This is a genomic window from Nocardia neocaledoniensis (assembly GCF_003182135.1).
GTDB classification, from domain to species: Bacteria; Actinomycetota; Actinomycetes; order Mycobacteriales; family Mycobacteriaceae; genus Nocardia; species Nocardia neocaledoniensis.
In genome coordinates this window covers 778,372-804,900 of the sequence record NZ_QGTL01000004.1, presented here as the reverse complement: position 1 = coordinate 804,900, position 26,529 = coordinate 778,372, and the positions used below count along the sequence as shown (strand labels likewise).

27 protein-coding genes and 1 tRNA gene are annotated in these 26,529 nt (G+C 68.6%); 13 read left to right on the top strand and 15 right to left on the bottom strand.

The genetic code is table 11. The annotated features are described in order from the left end of the window. Positions 1-23: 23 nt before the first annotated feature. Positions 24-704 carry an endonuclease III gene (gene nth / locus DFR69_RS15685; protein WP_186817475.1) on the bottom strand — a complete coding sequence of 227 codons (681 nt, stop codon included), beginning with the start codon at positions 702-704 and terminating at the stop codon, positions 24-26. 233 nt (positions 705-937) lie between these two features. On the opposite strand from nth, the gene DFR69_RS15680 reads away from it, so the two are divergent. After that, complete coding sequence (locus DFR69_RS15680; protein ID WP_167456269.1) at positions 938-1,180, top strand: hypothetical protein; 243 nt, start codon at positions 938-940, stop codon at positions 1,178-1,180. Positions 1,181-1,324: 144 nt separating this feature from the next. After that, on the top strand, positions 1,325-1,999 hold the full coding sequence (locus tag DFR69_RS15675) for a Crp/Fnr family transcriptional regulator (protein WP_040703546.1): 675 nt from the start codon (positions 1,325-1,327) through the stop codon (positions 1,997-1,999). 103 nt (positions 2,000-2,102) lie between these two features. Here the strand turns inward: DFR69_RS15675 and DFR69_RS15670 are convergent, their stop codons facing one another. Genes DFR69_RS15670 through sp36 form a run of 3 tightly spaced genes read right to left on the bottom strand, consistent with a single transcriptional unit; the run spans position 2,103 to position 3,529 of the window. Beyond that, positions 2,103-2,894, bottom strand: coding sequence for an MBL fold metallo-hydrolase (locus DFR69_RS15670; protein WP_110038226.1), 792 nt, complete (start codon positions 2,892-2,894; stop codon positions 2,103-2,105). 9 nt (positions 2,895-2,903) lie between these two features. Next, complete coding sequence (locus tag DFR69_RS15665; protein WP_110038225.1) at positions 2,904-3,365, bottom strand: RidA family protein; 462 nt, start codon at positions 3,363-3,365, stop codon at positions 2,904-2,906. A gap of 2 nt (positions 3,366-3,367) precedes the next feature. Further along, entirely contained in the window at positions 3,368-3,529 is a 162-nt protein-coding gene (gene sp36, locus DFR69_RS15660) for a Sp36 family protein (RefSeq protein ID WP_110038224.1), read from the bottom strand. Between the two features lie 59 nt (positions 3,530-3,588). Between sp36 and bagA the strand changes: the two genes are divergently transcribed. Both bagA and bagB read left to right on the top strand, forming a co-directional pair. Beyond that, entirely contained in the window at positions 3,589-4,626 is a 1,038-nt protein-coding gene (gene bagA / locus DFR69_RS15655; RefSeq protein WP_110038223.1) for an ATPase BagA, read from the top strand. Next, positions 4,623-5,753: an ATPase BagB gene (gene bagB, locus DFR69_RS15650; RefSeq protein ID WP_110038222.1), complete on the top strand. Its 1,131-nt coding sequence runs from the start codon at positions 4,623-4,625 to the stop codon at positions 5,751-5,753. Before bagA ends, bagB begins: the two co-directional genes overlap by 4 nt. A gap of 109 nt (positions 5,754-5,862) precedes the next feature. On the opposite strand, the gene DFR69_RS15645 is transcribed toward bagB, so the two are convergent. Next, entirely contained in the window at positions 5,863-6,186 is a 324-nt protein-coding gene (locus DFR69_RS15645) for a WhiB family transcriptional regulator (protein WP_019044565.1), read from the bottom strand. Positions 6,187-6,559: 373 nt separating this feature from the next. Between DFR69_RS15645 and DFR69_RS15640 the strand changes: the two genes are divergently transcribed. Then, positions 6,560-8,938 (top strand): penicillin-binding protein, encoded by a 2,379-nt coding sequence (locus tag DFR69_RS15640; protein WP_110038221.1) that lies wholly within the window; start codon positions 6,560-6,562, stop codon positions 8,936-8,938. A gap of 57 nt (positions 8,939-8,995) precedes the next feature. On the opposite strand, the gene DFR69_RS15635 is transcribed toward DFR69_RS15640, so the two are convergent. Continuing rightward, positions 8,996-9,460 (bottom strand): GatB/YqeY domain-containing protein, encoded by a 465-nt coding sequence (locus DFR69_RS15635; RefSeq protein WP_110038220.1) that lies wholly within the window; start codon positions 9,458-9,460, stop codon positions 8,996-8,998. Between the two features lie 121 nt (positions 9,461-9,581). Here DFR69_RS15635 and DFR69_RS15630 point away from each other — a divergent pair, with 121 nt between their 5' ends. The 4 genes from DFR69_RS15630 (at position 9,582) to DFR69_RS35225 (ending at position 13,437) form a co-directional block, all read left to right on the top strand. Beyond that, on the top strand, positions 9,582-10,544 hold the full coding sequence (locus tag DFR69_RS15630) for a metallophosphoesterase (RefSeq protein ID WP_110038219.1): 963 nt from the start codon (positions 9,582-9,584) through the stop codon (positions 10,542-10,544). Positions 10,545-10,583: 39 nt separating this feature from the next. Then, complete coding sequence (locus tag DFR69_RS33990; RefSeq protein WP_146229289.1) at positions 10,584-12,161, top strand: DUF8017 domain-containing protein; 1,578 nt, start codon at positions 10,584-10,586, stop codon at positions 12,159-12,161. A 56-nt stretch (positions 12,162-12,217) separates the two neighbouring features. Further along, positions 12,218-12,291, top strand: a tRNA-Pro gene (locus DFR69_RS15620). Between the two features lie 336 nt (positions 12,292-12,627). Beyond that, a complete protein-coding gene (locus DFR69_RS35225) occupies positions 12,628-13,437 on the top strand; it encodes a PH domain-containing protein (RefSeq protein ID WP_110038321.1) in 810 nt (269 codons plus the stop codon). 12 nt (positions 13,438-13,449) lie between these two features. Here DFR69_RS35225 and DFR69_RS15610 read toward each other — a convergent pair whose 3' ends face one another. Together DFR69_RS15610 and DFR69_RS34465 are read right to left on the bottom strand one after the other, a co-directional pair. Continuing rightward, the gene (locus tag DFR69_RS15610; RefSeq protein WP_110038217.1) at positions 13,450-13,917 is read right to left on the bottom strand and encodes an NUDIX domain-containing protein; all 468 of its coding nucleotides are present in this window, start codon (positions 13,915-13,917) and stop codon (positions 13,450-13,452) included. Positions 13,918-13,957: 40 nt separating this feature from the next. Continuing rightward, the gene (locus DFR69_RS34465) at positions 13,958-14,119 is read right to left on the bottom strand and encodes a hypothetical protein (protein WP_167456268.1); all 162 of its coding nucleotides are present in this window, start codon (positions 14,117-14,119) and stop codon (positions 13,958-13,960) included. A gap of 211 nt (positions 14,120-14,330) precedes the next feature. On the opposite strand from DFR69_RS34465, the gene DFR69_RS15605 reads away from it, so the two are divergent. Together DFR69_RS15605 and atzF are read left to right on the top strand one after the other, a co-directional pair. Further along, positions 14,331-15,035 (top strand): GntR family transcriptional regulator, encoded by a 705-nt coding sequence (locus DFR69_RS15605; RefSeq protein ID WP_110038216.1) that lies wholly within the window; start codon positions 14,331-14,333, stop codon positions 15,033-15,035. Positions 15,036-15,045: 10 nt separating this feature from the next. After that, positions 15,046-16,755: an allophanate hydrolase gene (gene atzF, locus DFR69_RS15600; protein ID WP_110038215.1), complete on the top strand. Its 1,710-nt coding sequence runs from the start codon at positions 15,046-15,048 to the stop codon at positions 16,753-16,755. Here the strand turns inward: atzF and DFR69_RS15595 are convergent. The 3 genes from DFR69_RS15595 to DFR69_RS15585 all read right to left on the bottom strand — a co-directional run bounded on the left by DFR69_RS15595 (position 16,712) and on the right by DFR69_RS15585 (position 19,733). After that, positions 16,712-17,380, bottom strand: coding sequence for an arsenate reductase ArsC (locus tag DFR69_RS15595; protein WP_244198265.1), 669 nt, complete (start codon positions 17,378-17,380; stop codon positions 16,712-16,714). The two genes, atzF and DFR69_RS15595, sit on opposite strands and share 44 nt — an antisense overlap. Before the next feature lie 467 nt (positions 17,381-17,847). Continuing rightward, positions 17,848-19,299: a catalase gene (locus DFR69_RS15590; RefSeq protein ID WP_110038214.1), complete on the bottom strand. Its 1,452-nt coding sequence runs from the start codon at positions 19,297-19,299 to the stop codon at positions 17,848-17,850. Further along, positions 19,296-19,733 carry a Fur family transcriptional regulator gene (locus DFR69_RS15585; protein WP_110038319.1) on the bottom strand — a complete coding sequence of 146 codons (438 nt, stop codon included), beginning with the start codon at positions 19,731-19,733 and terminating at the stop codon, positions 19,296-19,298. Before DFR69_RS15585 ends, DFR69_RS15590 begins: the two co-directional genes overlap by 4 nt. Positions 19,734-20,058: 325 nt before the next feature. Between DFR69_RS15585 and DFR69_RS15580 the strand changes: the two genes are divergently transcribed. Further along, on the top strand, positions 20,059-21,297 hold the full coding sequence (locus tag DFR69_RS15580) for an APC family permease (protein ID WP_208643971.1): 1,239 nt from the start codon (positions 20,059-20,061) through the stop codon (positions 21,295-21,297). 75 nt (positions 21,298-21,372) lie between these two features. Beyond that, positions 21,373-22,722 (top strand): serine hydrolase domain-containing protein, encoded by a 1,350-nt coding sequence (locus tag DFR69_RS15575; protein ID WP_110038212.1) that lies wholly within the window; start codon positions 21,373-21,375, stop codon positions 22,720-22,722. On the opposite strand, the gene DFR69_RS15570 is transcribed toward DFR69_RS15575, so the two are convergent. The 4 genes from DFR69_RS15570 to DFR69_RS15555 all read right to left on the bottom strand — a co-directional run bounded on the left by DFR69_RS15570 (position 22,719) and on the right by DFR69_RS15555 (position 26,485). After that, positions 22,719-23,636 (bottom strand): aminotransferase class IV, encoded by a 918-nt coding sequence (locus DFR69_RS15570; RefSeq protein WP_110038211.1) that lies wholly within the window; start codon positions 23,634-23,636, stop codon positions 22,719-22,721. The two genes, DFR69_RS15575 and DFR69_RS15570, sit on opposite strands and share 4 nt — an antisense overlap. 32 nt (positions 23,637-23,668) lie before the next feature. Next, complete coding sequence (locus tag DFR69_RS15565; protein ID WP_110038210.1) at positions 23,669-24,094, bottom strand: nuclear transport factor 2 family protein; 426 nt, start codon at positions 24,092-24,094, stop codon at positions 23,669-23,671. An 87-nt stretch (positions 24,095-24,181) separates the two neighbouring features. Continuing rightward, the gene (locus tag DFR69_RS15560) at positions 24,182-25,216 is read right to left on the bottom strand and encodes an aspartate-semialdehyde dehydrogenase (RefSeq protein WP_110038209.1); all 1,035 of its coding nucleotides are present in this window, start codon (positions 25,214-25,216) and stop codon (positions 24,182-24,184) included. A gap of 3 nt (positions 25,217-25,219) precedes the next feature. Further along, positions 25,220-26,485 (bottom strand): aspartate kinase, encoded by a 1,266-nt coding sequence (locus tag DFR69_RS15555; RefSeq protein ID WP_110038208.1) that lies wholly within the window; start codon positions 26,483-26,485, stop codon positions 25,220-25,222. Positions 26,486-26,529 lie beyond the last annotated feature (44 nt).

Here is a 26,529-nt window from a genome sequence, read left to right as displayed (position 1 = left end):
ATCGCTCACTCGTCGGCGCTCACTCACAGCCCGACCATATCGAGCAGGTGCTCGCGCTCCGGCCCCTTGATCAGTTCGGCCGCCACGGCGGGATCGGTTGGCCCCGCCCCGAACGACGGGCAGTCGTTGGCGAGCACGCAGGCGCCGCACGCGGGCTTGCGCGCATGACACACCCGACGGCCGTGGAAGATCACCCGGTGCGAGAGCATCGTCCAGTCCTTGCGCTCGATCAGCGCGCCGACCGCGTGCTCGACCTTGACCGGGTCTTCCTCCTCGGTCCACTTCCAGCGGCGCACCAGCCGGCCGAAATGGGTGTCGACGGTGATACCCGGCACATCGAAGGCGTTGCCGAGGATGACGTTGGCGGTTTTACGTCCGATGCCCGGTAATTTCACCAATTCGGCCAGTGTGTGAGGCAATTCACCGTCGAAATCGGCTTCCAGCGCCTCGCCGAGGCCGATGAGGGAGCTGGTCTTGTTGCGGTAGAAGCCGGTCGGCCGGATGTATTCCTCCAGCTCGGCCCGGTTGGCCTGGGCGTAGTCGCGCGCGCTGCGGTACTTCGCGAACAGGGCCGGAGTGGTGAGGTTCACGCGGACGTCGGTGCACTGGGCCGAGAGGATGGTCGCCACCGCCAATTCCAGCGGAGTGGTGAAGTCCAGCTCGCAGTGCGCGTCGGGGAAAGCGGCCGCGAGGGTGCGGTTCATCCGGCGGGCCCGACGGACCAGTCCGGTCCGCGTTTCCGCCGCTAGCGCGCGGTTCTTGCGCTTTCGCGCCGCGGACAGACCGGCGGGCGCCGCGGCGGTTCCGGCATCGCTCGCCGCCGCGGTGGAGGGGGAAACGGGCACCGCTCCACCATACGGAACCGCTACGACAACATTGGGCGCCGAGTTGGCCTCCTGTGTTCCATCTGAGACCTGGAACGTGTTTACTGCCTGTCATGCAAGGACTCGCTGTGGTGCTCTTCCCAGTGCTGTTGATGCTGTTCGCACTGGGGATGGAGCGGGTCGAGAACCGGCTCCGGAAGCTTCTCGAACCCGACGAAGAGGTTCAGCAGTACCTGGACAGTGCCAGCAACGCCGAAGTGAAAGAGCTGACGAAGCTCGGCCTGCCCGCCGCGGTCGGACGGGTGCGCAAGCGCCGTACCCGCACCGCCGATCTCGACGTGGCCCGCGCCAGCTGAACCCCCGTCATGGTGTGCGCGCCTGTGCGCAATCCACTCTTTACGTGGTGTCTGTCACTGTGCTGCCGTGATGCCGCGTAGACTGCGCTGTTGGTCGATTCGCTCGACCAGGTTCGCAAGCCATATCCCATAAGGAGCACATTCGTGGACGAGGCCCTCGCCAGAGCAGGCATCTTCCAAGGCGTCGAGCCCACCGCGGTGGCCGCGCTCGCCAAGCAGCTGCAGCCCGTAGATTTTCCGCGCGGCCACGTCATCTTCAACGAGGGCGAACCCGGCGATCGGCTGTACATCATCACGACGGGCAAGGTGAAGATCGGCCGCCGTTCCCCCGACGGCCGGGAAAACCTGCTGACCATCATGGGTCCGTCCGACATGTTCGGTGAACTGTCGATCTTCGACCCGGGCCCGCGTACCTCGACCGCCACCACGGTCACCGAGGTCCGCGCCGTCACGATGGACCGCGACGCACTCAAGTCGTGGATCGATCAGCGCCCCGAGATCGCTGAGCAGCTGCTGCGCGTGCTGGCCCGACGCCTTCGCCGCACCAACAACAACCTCGCCGACCTCATCTTCACCGACGTGCCCGGCCGCGTCGCCAAGGCGCTGCTGCAGCTCGCACAGCGCTTCGGCACCCAGGAAGCGGGCGCGCTGCGCGTGACCCACGACCTGACCCAGGAGGAGATCGCCCAGCTGGTCGGCGCTTCCCGGGAAACCGTCAACAAGGCGCTGGCCGACTTCGCGCATCGCGGATGGCTGCGGCTCGAGGGCAAGAGCGTGCTGATCTCGGATTCCGAGCGGCTCGCCCGTCGCGCTCGCTGACACCAGAGTTCACCGGCACGCCGGAACCACCGATGCGGCTCCGAAGGAAGAGGGCCTCGTCCGCACCACCGTGGTTCCGGCGTTCCGTGTGCCCGGGCCAGGACTAGCGTTGCGCCCGGAGGTATTCCAGCTGCGCCTTCACCGAACTGCGCGCCGCGGGCCACAATCGCTTGTCCACGTCGGCGTACACCTTGCGGACGACCTCGAAAGCGCCCGCGTCCTGGCCCAATTCGGCCAGCGCCGCGCGGATCTGATCGAGGCGCTCGCGGCGGTGGTCCAGGTAGTACCGCACCACCGGCGCCGCGTCGGGATGATCGGGACCGTGCGCGGGCAGTAACGCCTTGCCCGCGGCCCGCTCGAGCAGCAGTTCCAGCGAGGACAGGAAATCGGCCAGCGCGCCCGAGGTCGACTCGAGCACGGTGGTGCCCTGGCCGAGCACCGTGTCACCGGTGACGACCGCGTCGTCGAGCAGGAAACTCACCGAGTCGGTGGTGTGGCCCGGCGTGGCCAGCACGGTGATCCGCAGACCGGCGGCCTCGATCACCTCGCCGTCGACGAGCGCCGCGTCCGTGCCGCGCAGATACTTCGGCGCCACCGCGCGCACCGGCGTCCCGGTGGCCTTCACCAGGTGATCGATGCCGCCGGTGTGGTCGGGATGGTGGTGGGTGATCAGCGTCAGCGCGATCCGCCCGCCGGTGGCCGCGACGATGTCGGCCGTGTGCTTCTTGTCCTTCGGGCCCGGATCCACGACGACGTAGTCGTCGCTGCCGGGCCCGCGTAGCAGCCAGGTGTTGGTGCCGTCGAGCGTCATCTGCGACGGATTGTCGGCGAGCAGCACCGATGCCGTCGGGGTGACCGCCCGAACCCGGCCGTACGCGGGATGTTCCAGTGCCATGACGGCTGCCTATCCGACCTCGACGATCAATTCCACCTCGACGGGCGTGTTCTTCGGCAGCTCCGAGACGCCCACCGCCGAACGCGCGTGCACGCCCGCGTCGCCGAACACCTCGCCGAGGAATTCCGACGCGCCGTTGATCACGATCGGCTGATCGCTGAATCCCGGTGCGGAGGCGACGAATCCGACGACCTTCACCACCCGCACCACCCGGTCGAGCCCGACCAGGTCGTGCACGGCGGCCAGCGCGTTCAACGCGCACAGCCGCGCGGCATCCTTGGCCTGCTCCACATCGACCTCGGCGCCGACCTTGCCGACCGCCGACAGCTCACCGTCGACGAAGGGCAGCTGGCCGGAGGTGTACACCAGCGAACCGGTCTGCACGGCCGGGATGTAGGCGGCCACGGGGGCGGCGACCGGCGGCAGGGTGACCCCGAGCCGATCGAGCGCGTCCTTCCACGCGGTGGCCACGACTACTTCCGCCGCTTCAGGTAGGCGACGTGCTGTTCGCCGGTCGGGCCGGGCAGCACCGTGACCAGCTCCCAGCCGTCGGCGCCCCACTGATCGAGGATCTGCTTGGTCGCGTGCGTCAACAGCGGCACGGTCGCGTACTCCCACAGGGTGACTTCACTCATGGTGTGAGTTTAGGGCTCACCCCGACCGCCGATGAGAAACGGGTTATAGGCTCGGCCACGTGGGAGCACCAACAGCAGAGCCGGTTTCGTCGGTTCCGGGACCGTCGACCGGATGGCCACAGCGCGCGGCCGAGGCCCGCTTGCACTACGTGACCGGCAAGGGAGGCACCGGCAAGTCGACCGTTTCGGCCGCACTGGCCCTCGCGCTGGCCGCGGGCGGTCGCAAAGTGCTGTTGGTCGAGGTGGAGAGCCGTCAGTCCATCGCGCAGCTGTTCGACCGGCCGCCGCTGCCACCCACCGAGACCAGGATCGCCAGCGCCGACGGCGGCGGTGAGGTGTTCGCCCTCGCCCTCGACATCGAGCACGCGTTCCTCGAGTACCTCGACATGTTCTACAACCTCGGCTTCGCGGGGCGGGCGATGCGCCGGATGGGCGCCATCGAGTTCGTCACCACCATCGCGCCCGGCCTGCGCGATGTGATCCTCACCGGCAAGATCAAGGAATGCGCGGTGCGCGTCGACAAGGACGGCAGGCCCGCCTATGACGACATCGTCGTCGACGCCCCGCCGACCGGCCGGATCGCCAGTTTCCTCGACGTCACCCAGGCGATGGCCGAGATCGCCAAGGGCGGCCCGATCGCCTCGCAGGCCGACGGCGTGTCCAAGCTGCTGCACTCGGATCAGACGATGATCCACCTGGTGACGCTGCTCGAGGCGCTGCCGGTGCAGGAGACCGCCGACGCCGTCGCCGAACTCACCGCCAACGATCTGCGGATCGGCACGGTGATCGTCAACCGGGCGGCCAAGGCCCAGTTCGGTCCCGTCGAACGCGAGCTGGCCGTGCGCGGCGAGCTCGACACCACCGAGATCGCCGCGAACCTGGCCAAGGCCGGGATCACCCTGTCGGACGCGGACTTCGCCGGCTTGCTCACCGAGAGCGTCGACCACGCCGTCATGCTGACCGCGCAGGACGAGAGCGCCGCGGAACTGGCGGGCGTCGACGTGCCCCAGCTGCACCTGCCCGCCCTCGACGAGGGCGTGGACCTGGGCGGACTCTACGAACTGGCCGAACAGCTATCCGCGCAGGGAGTGCGATGAGTGAGCAAGTGACGACGACCCGCCTGGATGTCTCGGGGATCATCGCCGATCCCACGGCCCGCGTGATCGTCTGCTGCGGTTCGGGCGGTGTCGGCAAGACCACCACCGCGGCCGCGATCGCGTTGCGGGCGGCCGAGGCGGGACGCAAGGTCGTGGTGCTGACCATCGATCCGGCGCGCCGGCTGGCCCAGTCGCTCGGTGTCGCAGACCTGGACAACACCCCGCAGCGGGTCGAGCTCGGCCCCGAAGTACCTGGTCAGCTACACGCGATGATGCTCAATATGCGCCGCACCTTCGACGACATGGTGCTCGAGCACACCAGCCCGGAGAAGGCCGAGCAGATCTTCGCCAACCCGATCTATCAGACCGTGGCCTCCTCGTTCGGCGGAACCCAGGAGTACATGGCGATGGAGAAGCTCGGTCAGCTGGCCGGGCGCAAGGAGTGGGACCTGATCGTGGTCGACACTCCCCCTTCGCGCAACGCGCTGGACTTCCTCGACGCGCCCAAGCGCCTCGGCACCTTCCTCAACGGCAAGATGATCCGGCTGATCATGGCGCCGGGGCGCGGCGTCGGCCGGTTCGTCACCGGCGCGATGAGCCTGGCGATGCGCGGCGTGTCGACCATCGTCGGCGGGCAGATGCTCAAGGACGCCTCGACGTTCCTGCAGTCGCTGGAGTCGCTGTTCGGCGGTTTCCAGGAGCGGGCCGAGCGCACCTTCGCGATGCTGTCCAAGCCGGGCACACATTTCCTCGTCGTCGCGGCCGCCGAGCCCGACGCGCTGCGGGAGGCGTCGTTCTTCGTCGACCGGCTCTCCACCGAGCGGATGCCGCTGGCGGGCCTGGTGCTGAACCGGACGCACCCCGCGCTGTCGGGGCTGTCCGGCGATCACGCGCTGACCGCCGCCGATCAGCTGCGTGAGACGGCCCCGCTCACCGCGTCGGTGCTGCGCGTCCACGCTGAGCGGGTGGCGACCGCGAAGCGGGAGCAGCGGTTGCTGCATCGCTTCACCGGCGCCCATCCGCGGGTCCCGATCGTTTCGGTCACCGCGTTGCCGTTCGAGGTCTCCGACCTGGACGCGTTGCGCGCGGTCGGTGACCAGCTGGCGGGCGAGCCCGCCGCGGTCTGATTCAGTCGAATCAGCTATAGCTAACAAACCCGTAACACCGGCCGACGGCGCCGATTCCGCAAACCCCGCGGTCTCGGCGCCGTGTGTGATAACGGCCTGGTCTCGCCCCCTAGATGGCCACCTGATGCTGCCGCTGAGCCTGGAAGAAATCGGCCCACGACGTCACGTCGGGATGCTGCTTGAGCAGCGCGCGCCGCTGCCGCTCGGTCATCCCGCCCCACACTCCGAACTCCACCCGGTTGTCCAGCGCGTCGGCGCCACACTGCATCAGCACCGGGCAATGGCGGCAGATCGTCGCCGCCTTGCGCTGCGCCGCACCACGAACGAACAGCTGATCAGGGTCCACTTCCTTGCATCGCGCCTGGGCAACCCAAGCGATCCTTGCCTCGGCCTGCTCTACATCCAGTCGAGCGATGGGGGTTGTGATGTGCATTTTGATGTGCCCCTTTGCAGTCCGAACACCGTTGTGCGGCGCTCCAGAATCGCGAGCGCGGATCACAGCAACCCAACTACCGCTGCGGTCCGCACCACATTCCACTTTGAGTGTTAGCTCTATCACACTGGGTTCTCAATCTAGGTAAAGGTATGGCGCTTGCGCAAGACCGACCCCCGATTTTTTGGTACGGCCGTCCATTCAAATCGCCGTCGCGCCGGGTAGTCGCGCTGATCACCGGCGTGGCCGGGCACGACACGCCGATGTGATCATTTTGTTGACACGCCCGAGCAACCCCCCTGGCACCGACCGGACATCCCCGGTCGAGCAGCACAGCAGTGAACCCTGACACCCCACCCTTTAGGCTGGGCTGGTGCCGATCACTCAAACGCTCGCGAGGCTGGCCGGCAGCTGCGCGCTGGCCGCCGTGCTAGTCGCCGGGCTGTTGTTCCCCCTGGCCGGTGGTTTCGGGTTCATCTCCAACCGAGCCGCCGATGCCGTCGACAACGTGTCCGCCGAGCTGGTGGAGGGCACGGTCCCGGCTGTCTCGACCATGGTCGACGCGGCGGGCGCCCCCATCGCGTGGCTCTACGAGCAACGTCGCTTCGAGGTGCCGAGCGACAAGATCTCCAACAACATGAAGCTGGCGATCGTGTCCATCGAGGACAAGCGCTTCGCCGACCACAAGGGCGTCGACTGGCAGGGCACGCTGCGCGCGTTCCTCACCAACACCTCCTCCGGTGAGGTGCAGCAGGGCGCCTCGACGCTCGACCAGCAGTACGTGAAGAACTTCAACCTGCTCGTCGTCGCCAAGACCGACGCCGAGCGCCGCGCCGCGATCGAGACGACACCCGCGCGCAAGCTGCGCGAGATCCGGATGGCGCTCACGCTGGACCGCGAGCTCAGCAAGGACGAGATCCTCACCCGCTACCTGAACCTGGTGCCCTTCGGCAACGGTTCCTACGGCATCCAGGACGCGGCGCAGACCTACTTCGGCGTCGACGCCGCCGACCTCACCATCACCCAGTCGGCGATGCTCGCCGGCATGGTGCAGTCCAGCTCCAAGCTGAACCCGTACACCAACGTCCAGGGCGTCACCGATCGGCGCAACACCGTGCTCGACACGCTGATCCAGAACATCCCGCACCGCGCCGAGGAGTTCCGCAAGGCCAAGACCGAACCGCTCGGCGTGCTGCCCGAGCCCAAGGGCCTGCCGCGCGGCTGCATCGCCGCCCAGGACAAGGGCTTCTTCTGCGACTACGCGCTGCAGTACCTCGAGGACGCCGGGATCAGCCGCGAGCAGGTCGACAAGGGCGGCTATCTGATCAAGACCAGCCTCGACCCGGTGCTGCAGGAATCGGTGAAGCGGTCGGTGAACGAGCAGGCCGATCCCAACCTCGACAACATCGCCGAGGTGATGTCGGTGATCGCGCCAGGCCAGGACTCGCATCCGGTCCTCGCGATGGCCTCGAGCCGCACCTACGGCCTCAACCGCGACGCCAACGAGACCCTGCTCGGCCAGCCGTACACGATGGTCGGTGACGGCGCGGGCTCGATCTTCAAGCTGTTCACCACCGCCGCCGCGATGGAGAAGGGCCTCGGCATCGCCGCCCAGGTGGACGTGCCGGGCACCTACGCCGCCAGGGGCATGGGCTACTCGAACTCGCCGGGCTGCCCGGCCGACTCGTGGTGCGTCAAGAACGCGGGCAACTACCCGGGCTCGATGTCGGTGACCGACGCGCTCGCGACCTCGCCGAACACCACGTTCGTGAAGATGATCCAGGACGTCGGCGTCGAGGCCGCGGTGGACATGGCCGTGCGCCTCGGCATGCGCGCCTACACCCAGCCGGGCACCTCCGGCCACGGCAACACCAGCCTGGCCGACCACATCAAGAACAACAACATGGGTTCGTTCACCCTCGGGCCGTTCGCGATCAACCCGCTGGAACTGACGAACGTGGCCGCCACGCTCGGCTCGGGCGGCAAGTGGTGCCCGCCCTCGCCGATCACGGAGGTCATCGACCGCTCCGGCAAGACCGTCCCGCTCACCCAGCAGGCGTGCGAGCAGGTGGTCGAGCCCGGCCTGGCCAACACCCTCGCCAACGCGATGAGCAAGGACGACGTCAGCGGCACCGCCGCCGGTGCCGCGCGGGCCGCCGGCTGGAACGCGCCGATGTCGGGCAAGACGGGTACCACCGAGAGCCACCGGTCCTCGGCGTTCCTCGGCTTCACCAACTCGCTGGCCTCCTCGGTCTACGTCTACGGCGACAGCCCGACCCCCGGCGAGATCTGCTCGTTCCCGCTGCGCAACTGTGGCGCCAGCAATGCCTCCGGCCTGTTCGGTGGTAACGAACCGGCTCGCACCTGGTTCAACGCCATCAAGCCGGTGCTCGACCGCTTCCCACCGGCCGCCCTGCCGCCCGTGGACGACAAGTACGTCCGCGGTGCGAACAACTCCCAGGTCCCGGACGTGGCGGGCAAGTCGCAGGGCGAGGCCACCTCGATCCTGTCCGGCGCCGGCTTCCAGGTCTCCGCGGTGACCAGTCCCGGCTCGCAGGCCAAGGGCACGGTGATGGGCAGTTCGCCGAACGGCTCGGCCATCCCCGGCTCGGTCGTCACCATCTACATCAGTGACGGCTCGGTCCGCGTGCCGACGCCGACCACGCCGCCGCCCGCGGCGCCTGCCCCGGTGATCCCGGGCCTCCCGCAGATTCCGCGTCTGCCACCGATCCCCATACCGGTGCCGCGGTAACAGCGAACGCGAAGGGCCGCCGTCCACTCCGGACGGCGGCCCTTCGTCGTTCGTGCGTCAGAGGCGGGCTTTGACCGCCGCGGACAGCCGCGACCCGTCGGCCTTGCCCTCGGCGAGCGCGGTGGCCGCCTTCATGACCTGACCCATCTGCTTCATGCCGGGCCGCTCGCCGATCTCCTCGGCAACCTGCGCGATCGCCGTGTCGGCGACATTGGCGACCTCGGCCTCGGTCAGCTGCGTCGGCAGGTACTGCTCGATGATCTCTTCCTCGGCGCGCTCGTTCGCGGCCAGTTCACCGCGCCCGTTCTGCTCGTAGATGACGGCCGCCTCGTTGCGCTTCTTGGCTTCCTTCTGCAGCAGCGCGAGCACGTCGGCATCGGCGAGTTCCCGCGCCTGCGCACCGGAGACCTCGGCGTTCTGGATCGCGGCGAGCAGCATCCGCAGGGTCGACAGACGCAGAGTGTCCTTGGCTTTCATCGCGGCGGTCATATCCGCGCGCAGTTGCGCTTTCAGTTCCGACATGCGCCTCACGCTAGCGGTTCGGCCACTCGAGTCTCATCACATTTTCATCGCGGCCGAAATTCGGACCGTTTGTGCGGAAACACACGCGCCGTTCCGGGAGGGGGTCGCCTATGCTGGGCAAATGCCCGTTATCTCGACGTCCGCTGTCCGCCGTACCGCGTTGGGAGCCGCCGGGGCCGCCGTCGCCGGTATCGGATACGCCACGCTGATCGAACGGAACGCGTTCGTCCTGCGTGAGGCGACGATGCCAGTGCTCGCGCCCGGCTCGCCGACGCTGCGCATTCTGCACGTCAGCGACCTGCACATGATGCCGGGGCAACAGCTCAAACAGCAGTGGCTGCGCGAACTCGACCGGCTCGAACCCGACCTGGTCGTGAATACCGGTGACAATCTTTCGCACCCCAAGGCCGTGCCCGCCGTCGTGCAATCGCTCGGCGCGCTGCTGGCCCGCCCCGGTCTGTTCGTGTTCGGTTCGAACGACTATTTCGCGCCGGTGCCGAAGAATCCGCTGAAGTATTTCAAGAAGGATCATCGCCGCGTTTACGGTGACCCGCTGCCCTGGCAGGATCTGCGCGCGGCGTTCACCGAGCGCGGCTGGCTCGACCTCACCCACACCCGTCGCGACCTCGAGGTGGCCGGCATCCGCATCGCCAGCGCCGGCGTGGACGACCCGCATCTGCAGCGCGACCGCTACGACACCGTCGCGGGCGCGCCGAACCAGCTCGCCCAGCTCAGCATCGGCGTCACCCATTCGCCGGAGCCGCGGGTGCTCGACCGCTTCGCCGAAGACGGCTACGACCTCGTCCTCGCGGGCCACACGCACGGCGGGCAGCTTGTCGTGCCCGGCTACGGCGCGCTGGTGACCAACTGCGGCATCGACAAGTCGCGCGTCAAGGGCGCCTCCAAGTGGGGCGAGCACACCCAGCTGCACGTCTCGGCGGGCATCGGCACCTCCCCGTGGGCGCCGTACCGGTTCTGCTGCCGCCCCGAGGCCACCCTGCTGACCCTGGTCGGCGCCCCGCCGAAGCGTCCCGCGGCCGACACCGGCCACGGCATCTCCACCTCGGAGGCCGTCGCCCGCTAGGGTTTCGCCCCGAACGACTTCTGTCAGTAGGGGAATGACGTGAGCAGTGGACCCGACGACCGGCGCGACGACCCGGCCGTTTCCGGCGGACCCGACCGGCCCGGCGCGGGCGAGCAGTCCGACGCGCAATGGCAGCGTCCCGCGCCCGGCGGTTCACCGCAGGCACCCGACCCCACCGCGGTGTGGACCCCGGGCGGCCCCGGCCTCCCGCCCACCCTGCGCTGGGATGGTTCGGGCCCACCCCCTGGCCTCCCCGACCCGACGCAGTGGACGCCGGCGGGCGCCCAGACCGAGCCCACTCAACTGAGCGGTTCGCCCTGGCCCGACCCCAATGCTCCTGCCCCACAGCCCGGCTCACCACAGCCCGGCCAACCCACCTTTGGCTACCAGCCACCGGTGCAGCCTGGTACGCCGTGGCCGTCCGAGGCGACACAGCTGAACCAGCCTGCCGCCGGCGCTCGGCCACCCGCGCCGCAGCCTGGCTCACCGCAGTCGTGGCCGCCCGGCGACCGGCAGCTGGGCGAGCACGGCCAGCATCCGGGAGCGACGCCCCACCCCTGGCAGCAGGACGCGACGCCGCTCGGCGGGTACGGCGCGATTCCCCCGACGCCCCCACCCGGGCCGGGGCAACTCGGTGCGCCGTGGCCCGGTACGAACAACCCTGCGGGGCAACAGGTTCCGCCTCCCGGCTGGGGGCAGGGCGCATCGGGCGGCGGTGCGCAGCAGTGGAATCCGGCGGTGCCGCCGGGTCCGGGGCAGCACTGGGCCCCGGGTGGGCAGCAGTACGGGGAGGTTCCGCCGCTCGACCAGTACGGGCGGCAGCAGTACGGGCAGGCGGTCGGTGGGCCGAAGTCCGGTGGGAAGGCGGCGATGTGGGTCGGCGCCGGGCTCGCGGCGCTGCTGCTCGGTGGTGTCGCGATCACGGCTGTTGTGCTCACGCGCGAGGACAAGACGGCCGAAGCGTCCGATTCCGGCGCGACACCGTCGATGGTCAGCGCGCTCACCACGACCGGCGCGCCGTCGTCGAGCAGGCCCAAGCCGAGTTCGACGACACCCACACCCACCGGGGCCGCGTCCAACCGCAAACCGCTCATCGAGGGCTATCAGGTCGTTGCCTCCCCCGATCGCGGCGCCGCCTACGACGTGCCGCCCAGCTGGACCGTCGCCACCGAGACGACCATCGGCGGCGTGGGTGAACCGCCCGGAGACGCCGTCATCGGCAAGGGCTACGCCACCGACGGCCGGGACTACTGCCCCGGCTCCACCCGAACCATGTCGCTGCTGACCGGCTCCAAGCTCGACGATCACGCCGCCGCGAGCGCGGAGCTCGGCAAGAAGGCGGCGCCCCTCGCCTACTCCGGCTCCACCGGCACCCCCGGCCCCGCCCAGCCGCTGAAATCCATCGACGGCAAGACCGACGGCATGTTCACCGAAACCACGGGCACCGTCCCCAACCCGAAGCCCGGCTGCGGCCCCACCTACTCCATCTACACATACGCCTTCAAGGGCGCGAAAGACGGCAGCTTCGTCATGGTCATGATCGCCGACACCGGCGTCCCCGACGCCGTCGACGCCGCCGCCGCGAAGCGCATATTCAGCAGCATCCGAGCCCTCTGACCTCCCAATTTAACGATTCCGACCACCTCGTTGTAAGCTACTTCAGGTTCGCCTCACGGGGTGTGGCGCAGCTTGGTAGCGCGCTTCGTTCGGGACGAAGAGGTCGCAGGTTCAAATCCTGTCACCCCGACGTGTTGGTTGAGACACAAAAGAACCCCTGACCTGGGATTCCTGGTCAGGGGTTCTTTGCTTTCCCGAGTCAGCGATCCCCTCGGTTGGGCACCGTACGCAGTCACACGCAGCACTCGGATGCACGAAGACTTAGCAGGTCGTCAGTCGATGGTCTGCAGCGCGGCGCAGCGGAGTAGTTCAGCGCGGCGGGAGGACGGCGGGTCGCCACCGACTGACTGGCGTTCGCTCGTCATCGTCTACTCCAGGCCAAAAGCGACGGACAGCGCGCAAGTCGCAGTTGACGGAATGCAATCAATAGCGCGTGAGCTGACCAGGTCCTCTGGTATCAACAGGCATGGGAATCGTGCGCACCTCGACTACCCGCATCCTCGCACCGGCTGACGTGACGCATCGTGCGATCTTCGAAGCGATGCAGGCTGCAGGCTATGACGTCACTCCCGGCAATCCGATCATTGGCAATGCCAAGCGGTCCATGATGAAGAACCGATGGGCCTCGACTGTCACCGCCGGCGTACGCCCGGAGACAGGCACAACGACGCTGGTCGACTGGTCTGTCGACATGATGGGCGACAAGCACAACACAGTCCTCACAGAGATCCTGCAGTCGCTTCGGGGCGTCACTGTCGACGATCTCGGCGTCGCTGCAGCACTCGAACGTCTAGGGAAGATGGGCCGGTTCTTCGGATTCCTGGAGGCATCCGCTCTCACTCAGTATGTGCACACCGGTGAGCGGGTCGTCGAGCTCGCGCAAGGCATCTATAACGGCCGACAGGGGATGCTGGTCCTCACCACCCAGCGGTTGTTCTTCTTCGACAAGTCGATACTTGGCGCCAAGGTGGAAGAGTTCGAGTTCTCGGCTATTGGATCGCTAGGACATTCCAAGAAGATGGGCGGTGAAACCATCAACATCTCGATCTCCGGGCGGTCGGCAGAGATCAAGCAGATTCCACACGGCCGCGCCGAGACATTCATCCAGGCGTTCCGAACGGTCAGGTCTGCACACTCGGCGCCCGCGGTTGCGCAGGCCACAGTGGCCCCCGACCTCGCCGATCAGATCAAGAAGCTCGCAGAGTTACGTGATCTCGGGTTGTTGACCGACGCCGAGTTCGAGTCGAAGAAGGCCGAACTGCTCGCCCGCATGTGACTACCGGACTGATCAGTGCTGGATCAAGCCGCCGACGTTGACGGGATCGACGTGGCCGGTGGTGGGCAGGGTTCGGGCCAGGGTGAGGCCGATGTCCACGAGGGAGGATCTGCGGAGGTCGGCGACCTCTGTGAGTGGGGTCCAGGTGGGCTCGGTGGCGGCGCCGTCGGGCTCCGCGCGGAGTTCGCCGCCCAGGACGGCTACCTGGTAGAAGACGCCCACATTCTGATGTTCCACACCGGCTCGCGCCGCCTCTGCCGGAATCACCCGGGAGTCCACGCCGAGCAGCCGCTCGACAACCCCGCGATGCCCGGTCTCCTCGGCGAATTCCCTGGTCACCGCGTCGAACGGGTCTTCGGCGTGCTCGACGCGGCCGCCGGGCAGGGTCCACAGGACCGCGCCATCAGGCCCCACGTGGCGAACGAGCAACACCGATCCGCCCTCGATACAGACGGCGTAGGCCGCCAATCGGAAACTCATCCACAACCTCCCACCTCACCGGCAACCTACGGCGTGCCGGTCAGGGCCCGTCGCGGCGGGGCGCAGGTGGGAGCGGGGGGCCGTGCAGGACGGGCTCTTCGGGAGCTTCGCGGTCGAGGGGGTTCGGCCACCAGACGGTGACGGCGATGACGGCGCACAGGCCCAGGATGAGGGCCAGGATCGCGGCGGCGGATTCGGTCATGTTCGCCCTTCCGGGTGAGCGGAGTGGGAGGGTCGAAGGCAAGGGTGCGCGCGGACTGTGTCGGCTGGAGTAACCGCGTGTTCGCGAGGGGTTGAGAAGTGCTCTCAGTGGCGATCGGGCCGCGGTGAGGGTGTCGGCTGTGAGCACCCGCTAACCTGACGCTTACTTTCTGTCACTTGATAGAAATTACCGATCGATAGCGTATACACCCATGTCGACAAGGGTGGATGCACCGGATGACGGCCCGGGCAGACCGCTGCGGGAGGTCGTCTACGAGACGCTGCGCGGCGAGCTGATGAACGGCGACATCCGTTTCGGCGCCCGCCTCACCGAGCCCAAACTGTCGGCGCGCTTCGGGATCTCCCGCACGCCCGTGCGCGAGGCATTGACCATGCTCTGCTCGGACGGTCTGCTCGAGCGCGAGGAGTACGGATTCAGCCCGGTCCGGCCGAGCGTGAGCCGCATCCGCGACCTGTACGAGCTGCGCCTCACCCTCGAGCTCGGCGGCATGGACCGCGTGCGCGCCGACCCCGCGCTCACCCATGACGAGTCGCTGCTGCGCGCCGAACAGCGGCGCTGGGAGCTGCTGCGCGCCGATCCGCCCGCGCAAGAGCCCGGGTTCGTCGTCGTCGACGAGGAATTCCACGTCGCGCTGCTCACCGCGGCGGGCAATGCCGAGATGGTGCGCGCGCTGGTCGCGGTGAACTCCCGGATCCGGCATGTCCGCATGTACGACTTCATGATCAACAACCGCATCGAGACCACCATCAGCGAGCACCTCGGCATTCTCGACGCCGTCCTCGCCGGCGATCTCGCGCTGGCGCAGCGGCTCCTGCACACCCACATCGGCGACTCGCTCGATGTCGTGCTCGACCGCATCTCGCGCGCCGTCGCCGCCATGTCCATGAGCGATTAGGAGACCAGCCATGCCAGCACCCGACACCGTGACGCCGACCGCCAGGGTCGCGGCGGCGTACGCGCGCATCGCCGAGGTGGACCGGCCGGAGGTCTGGATCACCCTGCGTCCGCAGGACGAGCTCCACACCGAGGCAGCCGAATTGGAGCGGCGACTCGATGCGGGCGAAGACCTGCCGCTGGCCGGGCTGCTGGTGGCTGTGAAGGACAACGTCGACGTCGCGGGCCTGCCCACCACCGCCGCCTGCCCCGAATTCGGCTATCCGGCAACCGAAACCGCCGCGGCCGTGCAACGACTCGTCTCCGCGGGCGCGCTGGTGCTGGGCAAGACGAACCTGGACCAGTTCGCCACCGGCCTGGTCGGCACCCGCAGCCCGTACGGCGCCGTCCGCAATGCCGCGCATCCCGAATTGATCTCCGGCGGTTCCAGTTCCGGCTCCGCCGTGGCGGTCGCGCTGGGCATCGCCGACCTCGCGATCGGCACCGATACCGCGGGCTCGGGCCGCGTGCCCGCCGCGCTGCACGGCATCGTCGGCATCAAGGCCAGCCTCGGCGTGATCCCCGCGCACGGCGTGGTCCCGGCCTGCGCCGACTACGACGCGGTCACCGTCTTCGCCGGCGACCTCGACCTGGCCGTCACCGCCGCCAGGACCATGGCGGGACCGGAGCCACGTGATCCGCGCAGCCGCGCCTGGCCCGCCGACGTGCGCCTGGCCGCCTCCACCCGGCCGAAGGTGGCGATCCCGCGTCCGGACGATCTCACTCCACTGAGCACCGCCTACCGCGCGGCCTTCACCGAAACCGTTGCCGCCCTGCGCGACCAGGGCGTCGCGGTGCACGAGATCGACATCTCCGCGCTGCTCGACGCCGCCCGGCTGCTCTACGACGGCGCGATCGTCGCCGAACGCTACGCGGCGGTCGGCGAATTCGTCGACAAGGGCGCGCCCGGCCTCGATCCGACCGTCGCCGGAATCATCGGCGCGGCAAAGGAACTCGACGCCCATGCCTTCGCCACCGATCTCGACACCCTCGCACGGGCCCGCGCCGCGGCCACCGCCCTGCTCGCCGGGTACGACGGTCTGCTGCTGCCGACTACCACCGAACATCCGTCGATCGCCGAGGTCGCCGCGGAGCCGCTCGCGATCAACCGCCGCCTCGGCACGTACACCAACTTCTGCAATCTGCTCGATCTCGCCGCCGTCGCCGTCCCCGGCACCCCCACCGCTGACGGCCTTCCGTTCGGTGTGATGGTGGTGGTCCCCGCCTTCGCCGACCAGCTCGCCGTCGACCTGGCCGCCCGCCTGACCGGCGCGGAACCACCGCTATTCGTGGAAAACGCTGTGCCCCTGGCGGTTTTCGGCGCCCACCTGCGTGGCCAGCCCCTGCACTGGCAGCTCGAACAGCTCGGCGCCCGCTTCGCCGGCGAGATCACCACCAGCGACGCCTACCGCCTCACCGCCCTCGACACCACCCCGGCGAAGCCGGGTCTGGTCCGGCACGGCGCGGGCCTCGGCGCCCCGATCAGCGGCGAACTGTTCCTCGTCTCCCCCGGCGGACTCGGCCGCTTCCTCGCCGAACTCCCCCCGCCGATGGCGCTGACCAGCATCGATCTGGCCGACGGCCGCTCCGTGGTCGGCTTCGCGTGCAGTTACGACGCGGCGGTCGCCGCCTCCGACATCACCGAGTACGGGGGCTGGGTGGCGTACCTGCGGGCTCAGTGACCTCGATGCCGAGTTCGGCGAGCAGGCCGAGCACACGCCGGTGGATGTCGTCGCGGATCGGGCGCACCTGGGCCAGTTCCAGGCCCGCCGGGTCCTCGATGATCCACTCGTCGTAGCGCACGCCGGGCACCAGCGGACAGGTGTCGCCGCAGCCCATCGTGACGATCACGTCGGCGGCGCGGATGATCTCGTCGGTCCACGGCTTCGGATACTCGCGCGAGATGTCGACGCCCACCTCGGCCATCGCCGCCACCGCGGCCGGATTGAGCTGACCGCCCGGTTCCGAACCACCCGACCAGGCGACCGCGCGGCCGAGCGCCAGCTCCTCGAAGAACCCCAGCGCCATCTGCGATCTGCCCGCGTTGTGCGTGCACAGGAACAGCACCGTCGGCCGCGGCTTGGCGACCTTGCCCTCCAGCTTGGCCAGCGCCTGCAGCCGCTGCCTGCCGAAGCGTTCCGCCAGCAGCGGCAGGTACAGGGTCACCGTCGCGCGCGCGGCGAAATTCTCGTAGGAGGAGTAGAGGTAGCGGTGGATGGTGTCCGGTTCGAACATCGTCGCGAACTCTTCGCGCAGCCGTGCCTCGGCACGATCAAGGGCGTCTCGGTGCTCGGCAATCTCGACCACTACTCAACCCTTACCGCTGATCGTGACAAACGCAAACGACCGGGCCGGTAACTCTCGTTTCGACCCGGCCCGGTCGGCGTACTCCACGACACCCCCGGTGGAACATCCGCGGCCCAGTCCGTCGGTGTGGTTACCGTCGGCAGTGCGTCTTCAGCGTCTGGAAGAGCCACCTTCTGGTCTGCACCGCCGGGTCCGACTGATCACCCCTCGAGACCGGTCGGACCCGGTAGTTCCGGTGTCTGACAAAAGGATGCGACGCGCGTCTCTAGAGGTTCTTAAGAACAACTTGTCGGCCCGCGGCGATACATCAGCGAGAATGGAAGTACCGACAAGATGGAGAAACGACGATGGAGACCTTGATCGTCTGGGTGCTGGCCAGCCTGCTGTACTGGTTCAGCAACTTCTGACAGATACGACGAGAGGCAGGCACGCCATCGGCGTACCTGCCTCGTTCACTGTCCGGGCGGTCAGCTGCCCCGCACGCCCTCCTCGACCCGCTTGCCGAGCTCGGCGTCGACATTGCGCCAGTACTCGAACACCCGGCTCAGCACCGGTTCGCTCACCCCGGCACTGACATGCCCGACGATGTTGTCGACCAGCCGCTGCCGCGCCGCGTCGTCGAGGACCTCCCGCACCAGCGTGCCCGCCTGGGTGAAGTCACCGTCCTCGGCGTGCTCGATGTAGCCGGCCCGCACCATCGACGGCTCGAACTCCCACAGCCCGCCGTCACCGGCCGCGGCCGGATCCGCGTGCGGGCCGCCGTACGAATTCGGCGCGTACACCGGCACATCCGCGGCGTTGTAGTGGTACCGCATGGCGCCCTCCTTCGAGTAGGAGTTCACCTCGGCGGCCTTGGCCTGGTTCGGCGGGAGCTGCGCGTAGTTGGTGCCGATGCGGTAGCGGTGCGCGTCGGCGTAGGCGAAGACGCGGCCGAGCAGCATCTTGTCCGGCGAGAAGCCGATGCCGGGCACGATGTTGGACGGCTCGAAGGCGGCCTGCTCGATGTCGACGAAAAAGTTGCCCGGGTTCCGGTTCAGCGTCCACTTGCCGACCTCGATCAGCGGGTAGTCGCGCTGCGACCAGACCTTGGTGAGGTCGAACGGGTTGAAGCGGTAGCCCTCGGCCTCGGCGACCGGCATCACCTGGACCTTCAGCGTCCAGCTCGGGAAATCGCCGCGCTCGATCGCGTCCCACAGGTCCTTACGGTGGTAGTCGGGATCCGAACCGGCGAGGGTGTCGGCCTCGGCCTGGGTGAGGAATTCGATGCCCTGGTCGGTCTTGAAGTGGTACTTCACCCAGAATCGTTCGCCCTCGGCGTTGATCCACTGATAGGTGTGCGAGCCGAAGCCGTCCATGTGGCGGTAGGTCCTGGGCAGGCCGCGATCGCCCATCAGCCAGGTCACCTGGTGCGCCGACTCCGGGCGCAGCGTCCAGAAGTCCCACTGCATGTTGTGATCGCGTAGGCCGCTGCCAGGCAGGCGCTTCTGCGAGCGGATGAAGTCGGGAAACTTCATCGCGTCCTTGATGAAGAAGACCGGGGTGTTGTTGCCGACGAGGTCGTAGTTGCCGTCCTCGGTGTAGAACTTCACCGCGAAACCGCGCGGGTCGCGCCAGGTGTCGGGGCTGCCCTGCTCACCGGCGACGGTGGAGAAGCGGGCCAGCGATTCGGTGCGCGCGCCCGGCTGGAACAGCTTGGCCTTGGTGTAGCGGCTGACGTCGCCGGTCACCACCAGCTCGCCGTAGGCGCCCGAACCCTTGGCGTGCACGATCCGCTCCGGCACCCGCTCGCGGTTGAACTGGGCCAGCTTCTCGATCAGGTAGTGGTCGTGCAGCAGCACCGGCCCCTGGGTTCCGGCGGTGAGCGACTCGTCGTCGCTCTCGACGGCGCTTCCGGTGTTGGTGGTGGTCGGCTTGGTCATTTCGCGTCCTCCTGATTTCGGCAGTCGGGGCACAGCCCCCAGAAGACGACCTCGGCCTCATCGATCGCGAAACCGTGATCGTCCGCGGGCTGCAGACAGGGCGCGGCGCCGACGACACAGTCCGTGTCGACGACCGCCCCACAACTTCGGCACACCAGGTGATGGTGATTATCCCCGGTCCGGGTCTCGAACCTGGCAGGCGAACCGGCCGGCTCGATCCGGCGCAGGATCCCCACTCGCACGCAGGCGTTGAGCACGTCGTACACCGCCTGCGTCGACACCGTCCCGAGCGCGGCCCGCGCGGCGGCGGTGATCGCCTCCGCGTCCGCGTGCGGCCGCGCCGCGACCGCGTTCAACACCGCGAGCCTGGGCGCGGTGACCCGCAGCCCGGCCTCGCGCAACAGTCGGCGAGCGTCGATGTCCTCGGTGTGCACGTCATCCACTCTCCTCTTTTTCTGGAATTAGTCAAGAATTGGAGAAGTTCAATCTGCCGTTGCGCGGATCACATCAGGGCACCGGAATAGCTCGCCGGGCGCCGTGGTTGAACCCCACTGTCGGCGTCCGAACAGCCCCGGGCCTCACCCCTTTGTCGCTACGAGCGACCACTCGCCGAGAGGCGCTTGTGGGGCGTCGACACCCTGACGGGCCGCCCACGCGGCGGCCCTTCGACTCGAAAAGCCGCCAGGTCTCCCTCATCGACCTGGCGGCTTTTTTCGTGTCGGGAGGCGGCGAACCTGTTCATGCTCGAGGATGGGGCGCATGGGAGCTGATGCGCCGTTGCGACGTGGTTTGGGTCTGCGGGACTCGGTGGTGATCGGGCTCGGCGCCATGGTCGGGGCCGGGGTGTTCGCGGCGTTGGGGCCCGCGGCGGGGGTGGCCGGGTCGTGGCTGCTGGTGGCGCTCGGGCTGGCGGCGGTGCTGGCGTACTGCAACGCGATGTCGTCGGCGCGGTTGGCGGCGCTGTATCCGGTGTCGGGCGGGACGTATGTATACGGGCGGGAGCGGCTCGGGGAGTTCTGGGGATATCTGGCCGGGTGGGGATTCGTCGTCGGGAAGACGGCCTCGTGCGCGGCGATGGCGTTGACGGTCGGCAGTTACGCCTGGCCGGCGTACGCGCACGCGGTGGCGGTGGTCGCGGTGCTGCTGGTGACCGGGATCAATTACGTCGGCGTGCAGAAGTCGGCGCTGGCGACGCGGGTGATCGTGGGGCTGGTGCTGCTGGTGCTGGCCGCGGTGGTCGTGGTCGGGATCGGCGGGGACCACGCGGAGGCCACAGTGCTCGACAAGGAGATCGGGCCGTACGGGGTGCTGCAGGCGGCGGGGCTGTTGTTCTTCGCGTTCGCGGGATACGCGCGGATCGCGACGCTCGGCGAGGAGGTGCGTGATCCGGAGCGCACGATTCCGCGCGCGATCATGCTCGCCCTGGCGGGCGCGTTGACGGTGTACGCGCTGGTCGCGGTGGCCGCGCTGCTGACACTGGGCTCCGGCGGACTCGCCGCAGCGCACGACCCGCTCGCGCGGGTCGTCACCGCGGCGGGCGCGCCGTGGCTGGCGCCGGTGGTCCGCGCGGGCGCGGTACTCGCCGCCGTCGGTTCGCTGATGGCGCTGATCCTCGGCGTCTCCCGGACGACGCTCGCCATGGCGCGCGACGGCCATCTGCCGCGCGCACTGGCCGCGGTGCATCCGCGCTACGCGGTGCCGCATCGCGCCGAGCTCGCGGTCGGCGCCGTCGTCGCGGTGCTCGCGGCGAGCGTCGACCTGCGGACGGCGATCGGGTTCTCCTCGTTCGCGGTGCTCGGGTATTACCTGGTCGCGAACCTGTCGGCGGCCACCCTCACGGCGGAGGAGGGCAGGCCGGCGCGCTGGGTGCCGGTGGTCGGCGCGCTCGGCTGCGTGGTCGTCGCGTTCGCGCTGCCGCTCGCCTCCGTGCTCGCCGGACTCGCCGTGCTGGCCTGCGGCGCGGCGGTTTACCACCTTCGGGGTTTTACGGGTGTGTGAACATACCGGTGGACAGGGGATCGCGCGGCCCCGCTTTACGGGTTACGGACGACGCGGCGGTCTAGTCTCGGCCGTATGGGGCTGATCAGGGGATTTCTCGCGGGGACGTTCGCGGTCGCACTGGTTTCGGGGTGCCTGCTCGGCGCCCCCGCGCAGGCAGCGCCTGCCACCTCGAAGAGCTGCGAGGTGACCTCCGCGCGGGAACTCGAACGCGCCCGCCCCGAACAGGTCGGCCTCGATCCCGCGAAACTCGAAGCGGCGCTGCAGTTCGCGGCCACCCGCAATCGCAACAACGTGCAGGTCTTCCGGCACAACTGCCTGGTCGGCGAGGGCCTGCGCAACGCCGAGACCGGCAAGGTGGCCTGGAACATCTGGAGCGTCACCAAGTCCGTGGTCTCGATGCTCGCCGGAATTGCCTCCGACCAGGGAAAACTCGCGATCGACGCCCCGATCGACCGCTACCTGCCCGCCGGTCTGGGCGACGCGACGCACCGCGCGATCACAGTCGAGAACCTGCTCACCGAGACCTCCGGCATGAAGACGGGCGTGCTCACCGAGGGCATCACCGCGGTGATCCCGGTGGACCCGAACAGCGCGGTGCAGGCGCTGGCGGTCGAGCTGGCCAACCCGCCCGGCACCGAATTCAGTTACAGCCAGCGCAATGTCGACCTGCTCTCGTACGTGATCGAGCTGGCCGTCGGCGAGCCGCTGCAGCAGTTCGCGCAGCGTGAGCTGTTCGATCCGCTCGGCATCGCGAAGACCGACTACTACTGGGCGCGCGATCGCTCCGGCCACACCTACGGCTACGCCCACCTGATGATGCCGCCCGACAACCTGTCCAAGATCGGCCTGCTCGTCGCCAACGAGGGCGAATGGGCGGGACAGCGCCTGATCTCCGCCGACTACCTGCGCAAAGCGCGCACCCCGTCGCCGCGGAACAGCTGCTACGGCTACCTGTTCTGGATCGGCGAGAACTGCGCCGAGTCACCGGATTTCCTGCCGTCGGACACCTTCTTCATGTCCGGCCTCGGCCTGCAGAACGTGTGGTTCATGCCGAGCCTGGACCTGATGGTGATGTGGACCGGCGCGTTCGGCAACGAGACGAAGTACGGACCGAGCGGGGTGATCGCGCACACCGAGGAGCTGCCGCACGAGTTCTTCCGCAGGCTGTTCGAGGCGTTCACCGACACGAAGGCGCCGACCGCGCAGCCGTACGTGGAGCCGCCGGTGCAGTTCGATCCGGCCACGCTGGTCGACAGCAACATCCTGCTCGCGGTCTTCGGCATCGGGCCGGGCGCCTACCCGGGCTGCACGGTGTTCGACTGCCTGAACCAGCCGCTGGCGGCGCCGTTCGCCAGCATTCCGCCGGGGTGCGCGATCCTGGTCTGCCTCGGCGACGACCCGCGCACCCCCGGCATCCGCTAGCGGTCCAGCGTGGTCGTCCAGCCGTGGTCGGTGTCGCCGCGCAGGGCGTCGGCGTGCCGTTTGCGCAGGGTGGTGGTGACCGGGCCGACGACGCCCGCGCCGACCGTGCGTCCGTCGACCTCGAACACCGGCGCGGCGCCCGCCGAGGTGCCGGTGACGAACACCTCGTCGGCGATGTAGAGCTCGGTCAGATCGACGGTGCGCTCCTGCACCGGGATGCCCTCCTCGCGGGCGAGGGTGAGCACGGTGCGCCGGTTGATGCCGTCGAGGATGTCGCAGGAGACATCGGGGGTGATCAGGGTGCCGCCGCGGACCAGGAAGATGTTGGCCGCGGACAGTTCGCAGACGTGGCCGTTGGCATCGAGGAAGATGCAGTCGTCGTAGCCGCTGTCGATGGCGTCCTGCTTCGCCAGCACCGAGTTCACGTACGCGCCGTTGACTTTCGCGCGCGAGGGGATGGCGTTGTCGGGGATCCGGCGCCACGGGCTCGACTTCAGCCGCATGCCGTCCTGCGGCACGATCGGTACCGCGTCGTAGACGAACATGCTCACCTCGATGGCGCACCCGCGCACCCGCGTGCCCGGAATCGACTCCACCACATGCACACTCACGCGCACGAAGACGTCGTCGGCCGGATCGTTCGCCTCGACGAGGTCGACCACCGCCTCCTGGAAGCGCGCGTAGTCCCACTCCTGGGCGAACCGGTCGATCCCGATGATCTTGCAGGACTCCTCGAGCCGCCGGAAATGGTCGGCCAGCCGGAACGCGCTGCGCGCACCGTCGGCGACCCGCACGGGAAACACCGTGTAGACACTGAGCCCGTAGAGCACCGCCGAGGTGGCGATGCCGACGGTCGCCTGAGCAGCGGGAACGAGCTTGTCACCGAGGAATACGTGCGGATGCGGTTGCGCCATCCGGCAAAACTAACAGCAGCTCCCGCCCCCGGCTAACCGTTTACCGAGCCGTGACCGGCACGGGCCGCGGCGGCGGCCATGGGCGCCGGGTCGAGGTAGTCGCGGAACAGCACGACCTCGCCGTCGCGCACGTGGATCACGTTGACGGCGGACCGGACTCGCGTGCGTTCCTGCCCCGGACGGGTCACCTCCACCTCGTTCTCCACGATCACGACCTCCGGATCGTCGGTGGCGTAGATCCGCGGGTGGATGGCGTGCACCTGCACCGCCGAGGTGGCCGACCAGCCCTGCGCCAGGGCCGCCCGGATGGCCTCCCTGCCCTCGATCCGCACCGGCGCGCCGCCCGGCCCGAAGGGCAGTTCGAAGGCCGCGTCGTCGGCGAAGAAGGCGGTGAAGGCGGCCGCGTCCCGGGTGGGGACGACGGCGAGCAGCTGTTCGACCAGTTGAACCGGAGTCATGAAACCCCATGATCCGCACCGCGCGCACGGCGGTCAAACGCGACGACGGGCCGGAGCCTCGCGGCCCGGCCCGTCGTACGGCGACACTCAGCGGTTGTTCAGCAGAACTTCCGCGATCTGAATGGTGTTGAGCGCGGCGCCCTTTCGCAGGTTGTCACCCGAGATGAACAGGGCCAGACCGCGACCGCTCGGGACGCCGGGATCCTGGCGGATGCGCCCGACCAGCGAGTCGTCCTGGCCGGCGGCGGCCAGCGGGGTGGGCACGTCGACCAGGCGCACGCCGGGCGCCTTGGCCAGCAGCTCGGTGGCCCGCTGCACCGAAAGCGGTTCGGCGAATTCGGCGTTGATCGACAGCGAGTGCCCGGTGAAGACCGGCACGCGCACGCACGTGCCGCTGACCAGCAGGTCGGGCAGGCCGAGGATCTTGCGGCTCTCGTTGCGCAGCTTCTGGTCCTCGTCGGTCTCGCCGGTGCCGTCGTCGACCAGCGAACCCGCGAGCGGGATCACGTCGAACGCGATCGGGGCGACGTACTTGTTCGGCGCGGGGAACTCCACGGCCGAACCGTCGTGCACCAGCTTCTCGGCATCGCCGGCCACCGCGCGGATCTGCGAGGCGAGCTCCTCGACACCGGCCAGGCCCGAGCCGGAGACGGCCTGGTACGAGGACACGATCAGGCGCTGCAGGCCCGCCACGTCGTGCAGCGGCTTGAGCACCGGCATCGCGGCCATGGTGGTGCAGTTCGGGTTCGCGATGATGCCCTTGGGCAGGTTGCGGGTGGCCTCGGGGTTGACCTCCGAGACGACCAGCGGCACATCGGGATCCTTGCGCCAGGCCGAGGAGTTGTCGATGACCGTCACGCCCGCCGCGGCGAAGCGCGGGGCCTGCACACGCGACATGGTGGCACCGGCCGAGAACAGCGCGATGTCCAGACCCGACGGATCGGCGGTCTCGGTGTCCTCGACGACGATCTCGCCGCCGCGCCACGGCAGCGTCTTGCCCGCCGAGCGCGCCGAGGCGAAGAAACGCACCTCGTCGGCCGGGAAGTTGCGCTCTTCCAGCAGCTTCCGCATGACGGCGCCGACCTGACCGGTCGCGCCGACGACTCCTACCCGTACACCCATCGCTTAACGCCCCGTTCCGCCGTGGACGACGGCGGCCTCTTCGCCGCCGAGATCGAAGGCCTGGTGCAGGACCTGCACGGCCTCGTCGAGTTCGGTGTCGCGCACGAGCACCGAGATCCGGATCTCCGAGGTGGAGATCAGATCGATGTTCACGCCCGCGTTGGCCAGCGCCTCACAGAAGGTGGCGGTGACGCCGGGGTGCGACTTCATGCCCGCGCCGACCAGGGAGACCTTGCCGATGTGGTCGTCGTAGAGGACCTGTGCGAAGCCGATCTCGTCCTGGCGCTTGGTGAGCATCTCGACCGCGCGGGCGCCGTCGGTCTTGGGCAGGGTGAAGGTGATGTCGGTCTTGCCCGTGTCGACCTTGGAGATGTTCTGCAGCACCATGTCGATGTTGATCTCGGCGTCGGCCACCGCACGGAACACCTTGGCCGCGTAGCCCGGCTCGTCCGGCAGGGCGACGACGGTCACCTTGGCCTCGCTGCGGTCGTGCGCGACGCCGGTCAGGATTGCCTGCTCCACGGGAATGTCCTCCATCGATCCGAAAACAGTGGTGCCGATCTTGTCGGTGTAGGACGACCGGACATGAACGGGCACGTTGTAGCGGCGCGCGTACTCCACGCAGCGCAGCATCAGCACCTTCGAGCCACAGGCCGCCATCTCGAGCATCTCCTCGTAGGAGATCTTGTCGAGCTTCTGGGCGTCGCCGACGATGCGCGGGTCGGCGCTGAAGATGCCGTCGACGTCGGTGTAGATCTCGCAGACGTCGGCCTTCAGCGCGGCGGCCAGGGCGACGGCGGTGGTGTCGGAACCACCGCGGCCCAGCGTGGTGACGTCCTTGCTGTCCTGGCTGACGCCCTGGAACCCGGCGACGAGCACGATCTGCCCCTCGTCGAGCGCCTCCCGCAGGCGGCCGGGAGTGACGTCGATGATCTTGGCGTTGCCGTGCGCGCCGGTGGTGATCACGCCGGCCTGCGAGCCGGTGAACGAGCGCGCCTCGGCGCCGAGCGAATGAATCGCCATGGCCACCAACGCGTTCGAGATGCGCTCGCCGGAGGTGAGCAGCATGTCCATCTCGCGAGCGGGCGGCGCCGGCGCCACCTGTTCGGCGAGATCGAGCAGTTCGTCGGTGGTGTCACCCATCGCCGAGCAGACCACGACCACGTCGTGGCCCTGCTTCTTGGTCTCCACGATCCGTTCAGCGACGCGCCGGATCCGCTCGGCGGTGGCCACCGAGGATCCTCCGTACTTCTGAACAACGAGAGCCACGGCTAGGTCCTTCACGATCGACAGCAAGGCTTGGTATCAGCGAC

Bases quoted from the DNA above. Each gene is read 5' to 3' on its own strand.
- nth (WP_186817475.1), bottom strand. From the start codon at position 704: ATGAACCGCACCCTCGCGGCCGCTTTCCCCGACGCGCACTGCGAGCTG.
- DFR69_RS15680 (WP_167456269.1), top strand. From the start codon at position 938: ATGCAAGGACTCGCTGTGGTGCTCTTCCCAGTGCTGTTGATGCTGTTC.
- DFR69_RS15670 (WP_110038226.1), bottom strand. From the start codon at position 2,894: ATGGCACTGGAACATCCCGCGTACGGCCGGGTTCGGGCGGTCACCCCG.
- sp36 (WP_110038224.1), bottom strand. From the start codon at position 3,529: ATGAGTGAAGTCACCCTGTGGGAGTACGCGACCGTGCCGCTGTTGACG.
- bagB (WP_110038222.1), top strand. From the start codon at position 4,623: ATGAGTGAGCAAGTGACGACGACCCGCCTGGATGTCTCGGGGATCATC.
- DFR69_RS15645 (WP_019044565.1), bottom strand. From the start codon at position 6,186: ATGCACATCACAACCCCCATCGCTCGACTGGATGTAGAGCAGGCCGAG.
- DFR69_RS15635 (WP_110038220.1), bottom strand. From the start codon at position 9,460: ATGTCGGAACTGAAAGCGCAACTGCGCGCGGATATGACCGCCGCGATG.
- DFR69_RS15630 (WP_110038219.1), top strand. From the start codon at position 9,582: ATGCCCGTTATCTCGACGTCCGCTGTCCGCCGTACCGCGTTGGGAGCC.
- DFR69_RS35225 (WP_110038321.1), top strand. From the start codon at position 12,628: ATGGGAATCGTGCGCACCTCGACTACCCGCATCCTCGCACCGGCTGAC.
- DFR69_RS15610 (WP_110038217.1), bottom strand. From the start codon at position 13,917: ATGAGTTTCCGATTGGCGGCCTACGCCGTCTGTATCGAGGGCGGATCG.
- DFR69_RS34465 (WP_167456268.1), bottom strand. From the start codon at position 14,119: ATGACCGAATCCGCCGCCGCGATCCTGGCCCTCATCCTGGGCCTGTGC.
- DFR69_RS15605 (WP_110038216.1), top strand. From the start codon at position 14,331: ATGTCGACAAGGGTGGATGCACCGGATGACGGCCCGGGCAGACCGCTG.
- atzF (WP_110038215.1), top strand. From the start codon at position 15,046: ATGCCAGCACCCGACACCGTGACGCCGACCGCCAGGGTCGCGGCGGCG.
- DFR69_RS15590 (WP_110038214.1), bottom strand. From the start codon at position 19,299: ATGACCAAGCCGACCACCACCAACACCGGAAGCGCCGTCGAGAGCGAC.
- DFR69_RS15580 (WP_208643971.1), top strand. From the start codon at position 20,059: ATGGGAGCTGATGCGCCGTTGCGACGTGGTTTGGGTCTGCGGGACTCG.
- DFR69_RS15575 (WP_110038212.1), top strand. From the start codon at position 21,373: ATGGGGCTGATCAGGGGATTTCTCGCGGGGACGTTCGCGGTCGCACTG.
- DFR69_RS15570 (WP_110038211.1), bottom strand. From the start codon at position 23,636: ATGGCGCAACCGCATCCGCACGTATTCCTCGGTGACAAGCTCGTTCCC.
- DFR69_RS15565 (WP_110038210.1), bottom strand. From the start codon at position 24,094: ATGACTCCGGTTCAACTGGTCGAACAGCTGCTCGCCGTCGTCCCCACC.
- DFR69_RS15560 (WP_110038209.1), bottom strand. From the start codon at position 25,216: ATGGGTGTACGGGTAGGAGTCGTCGGCGCGACCGGTCAGGTCGGCGCC.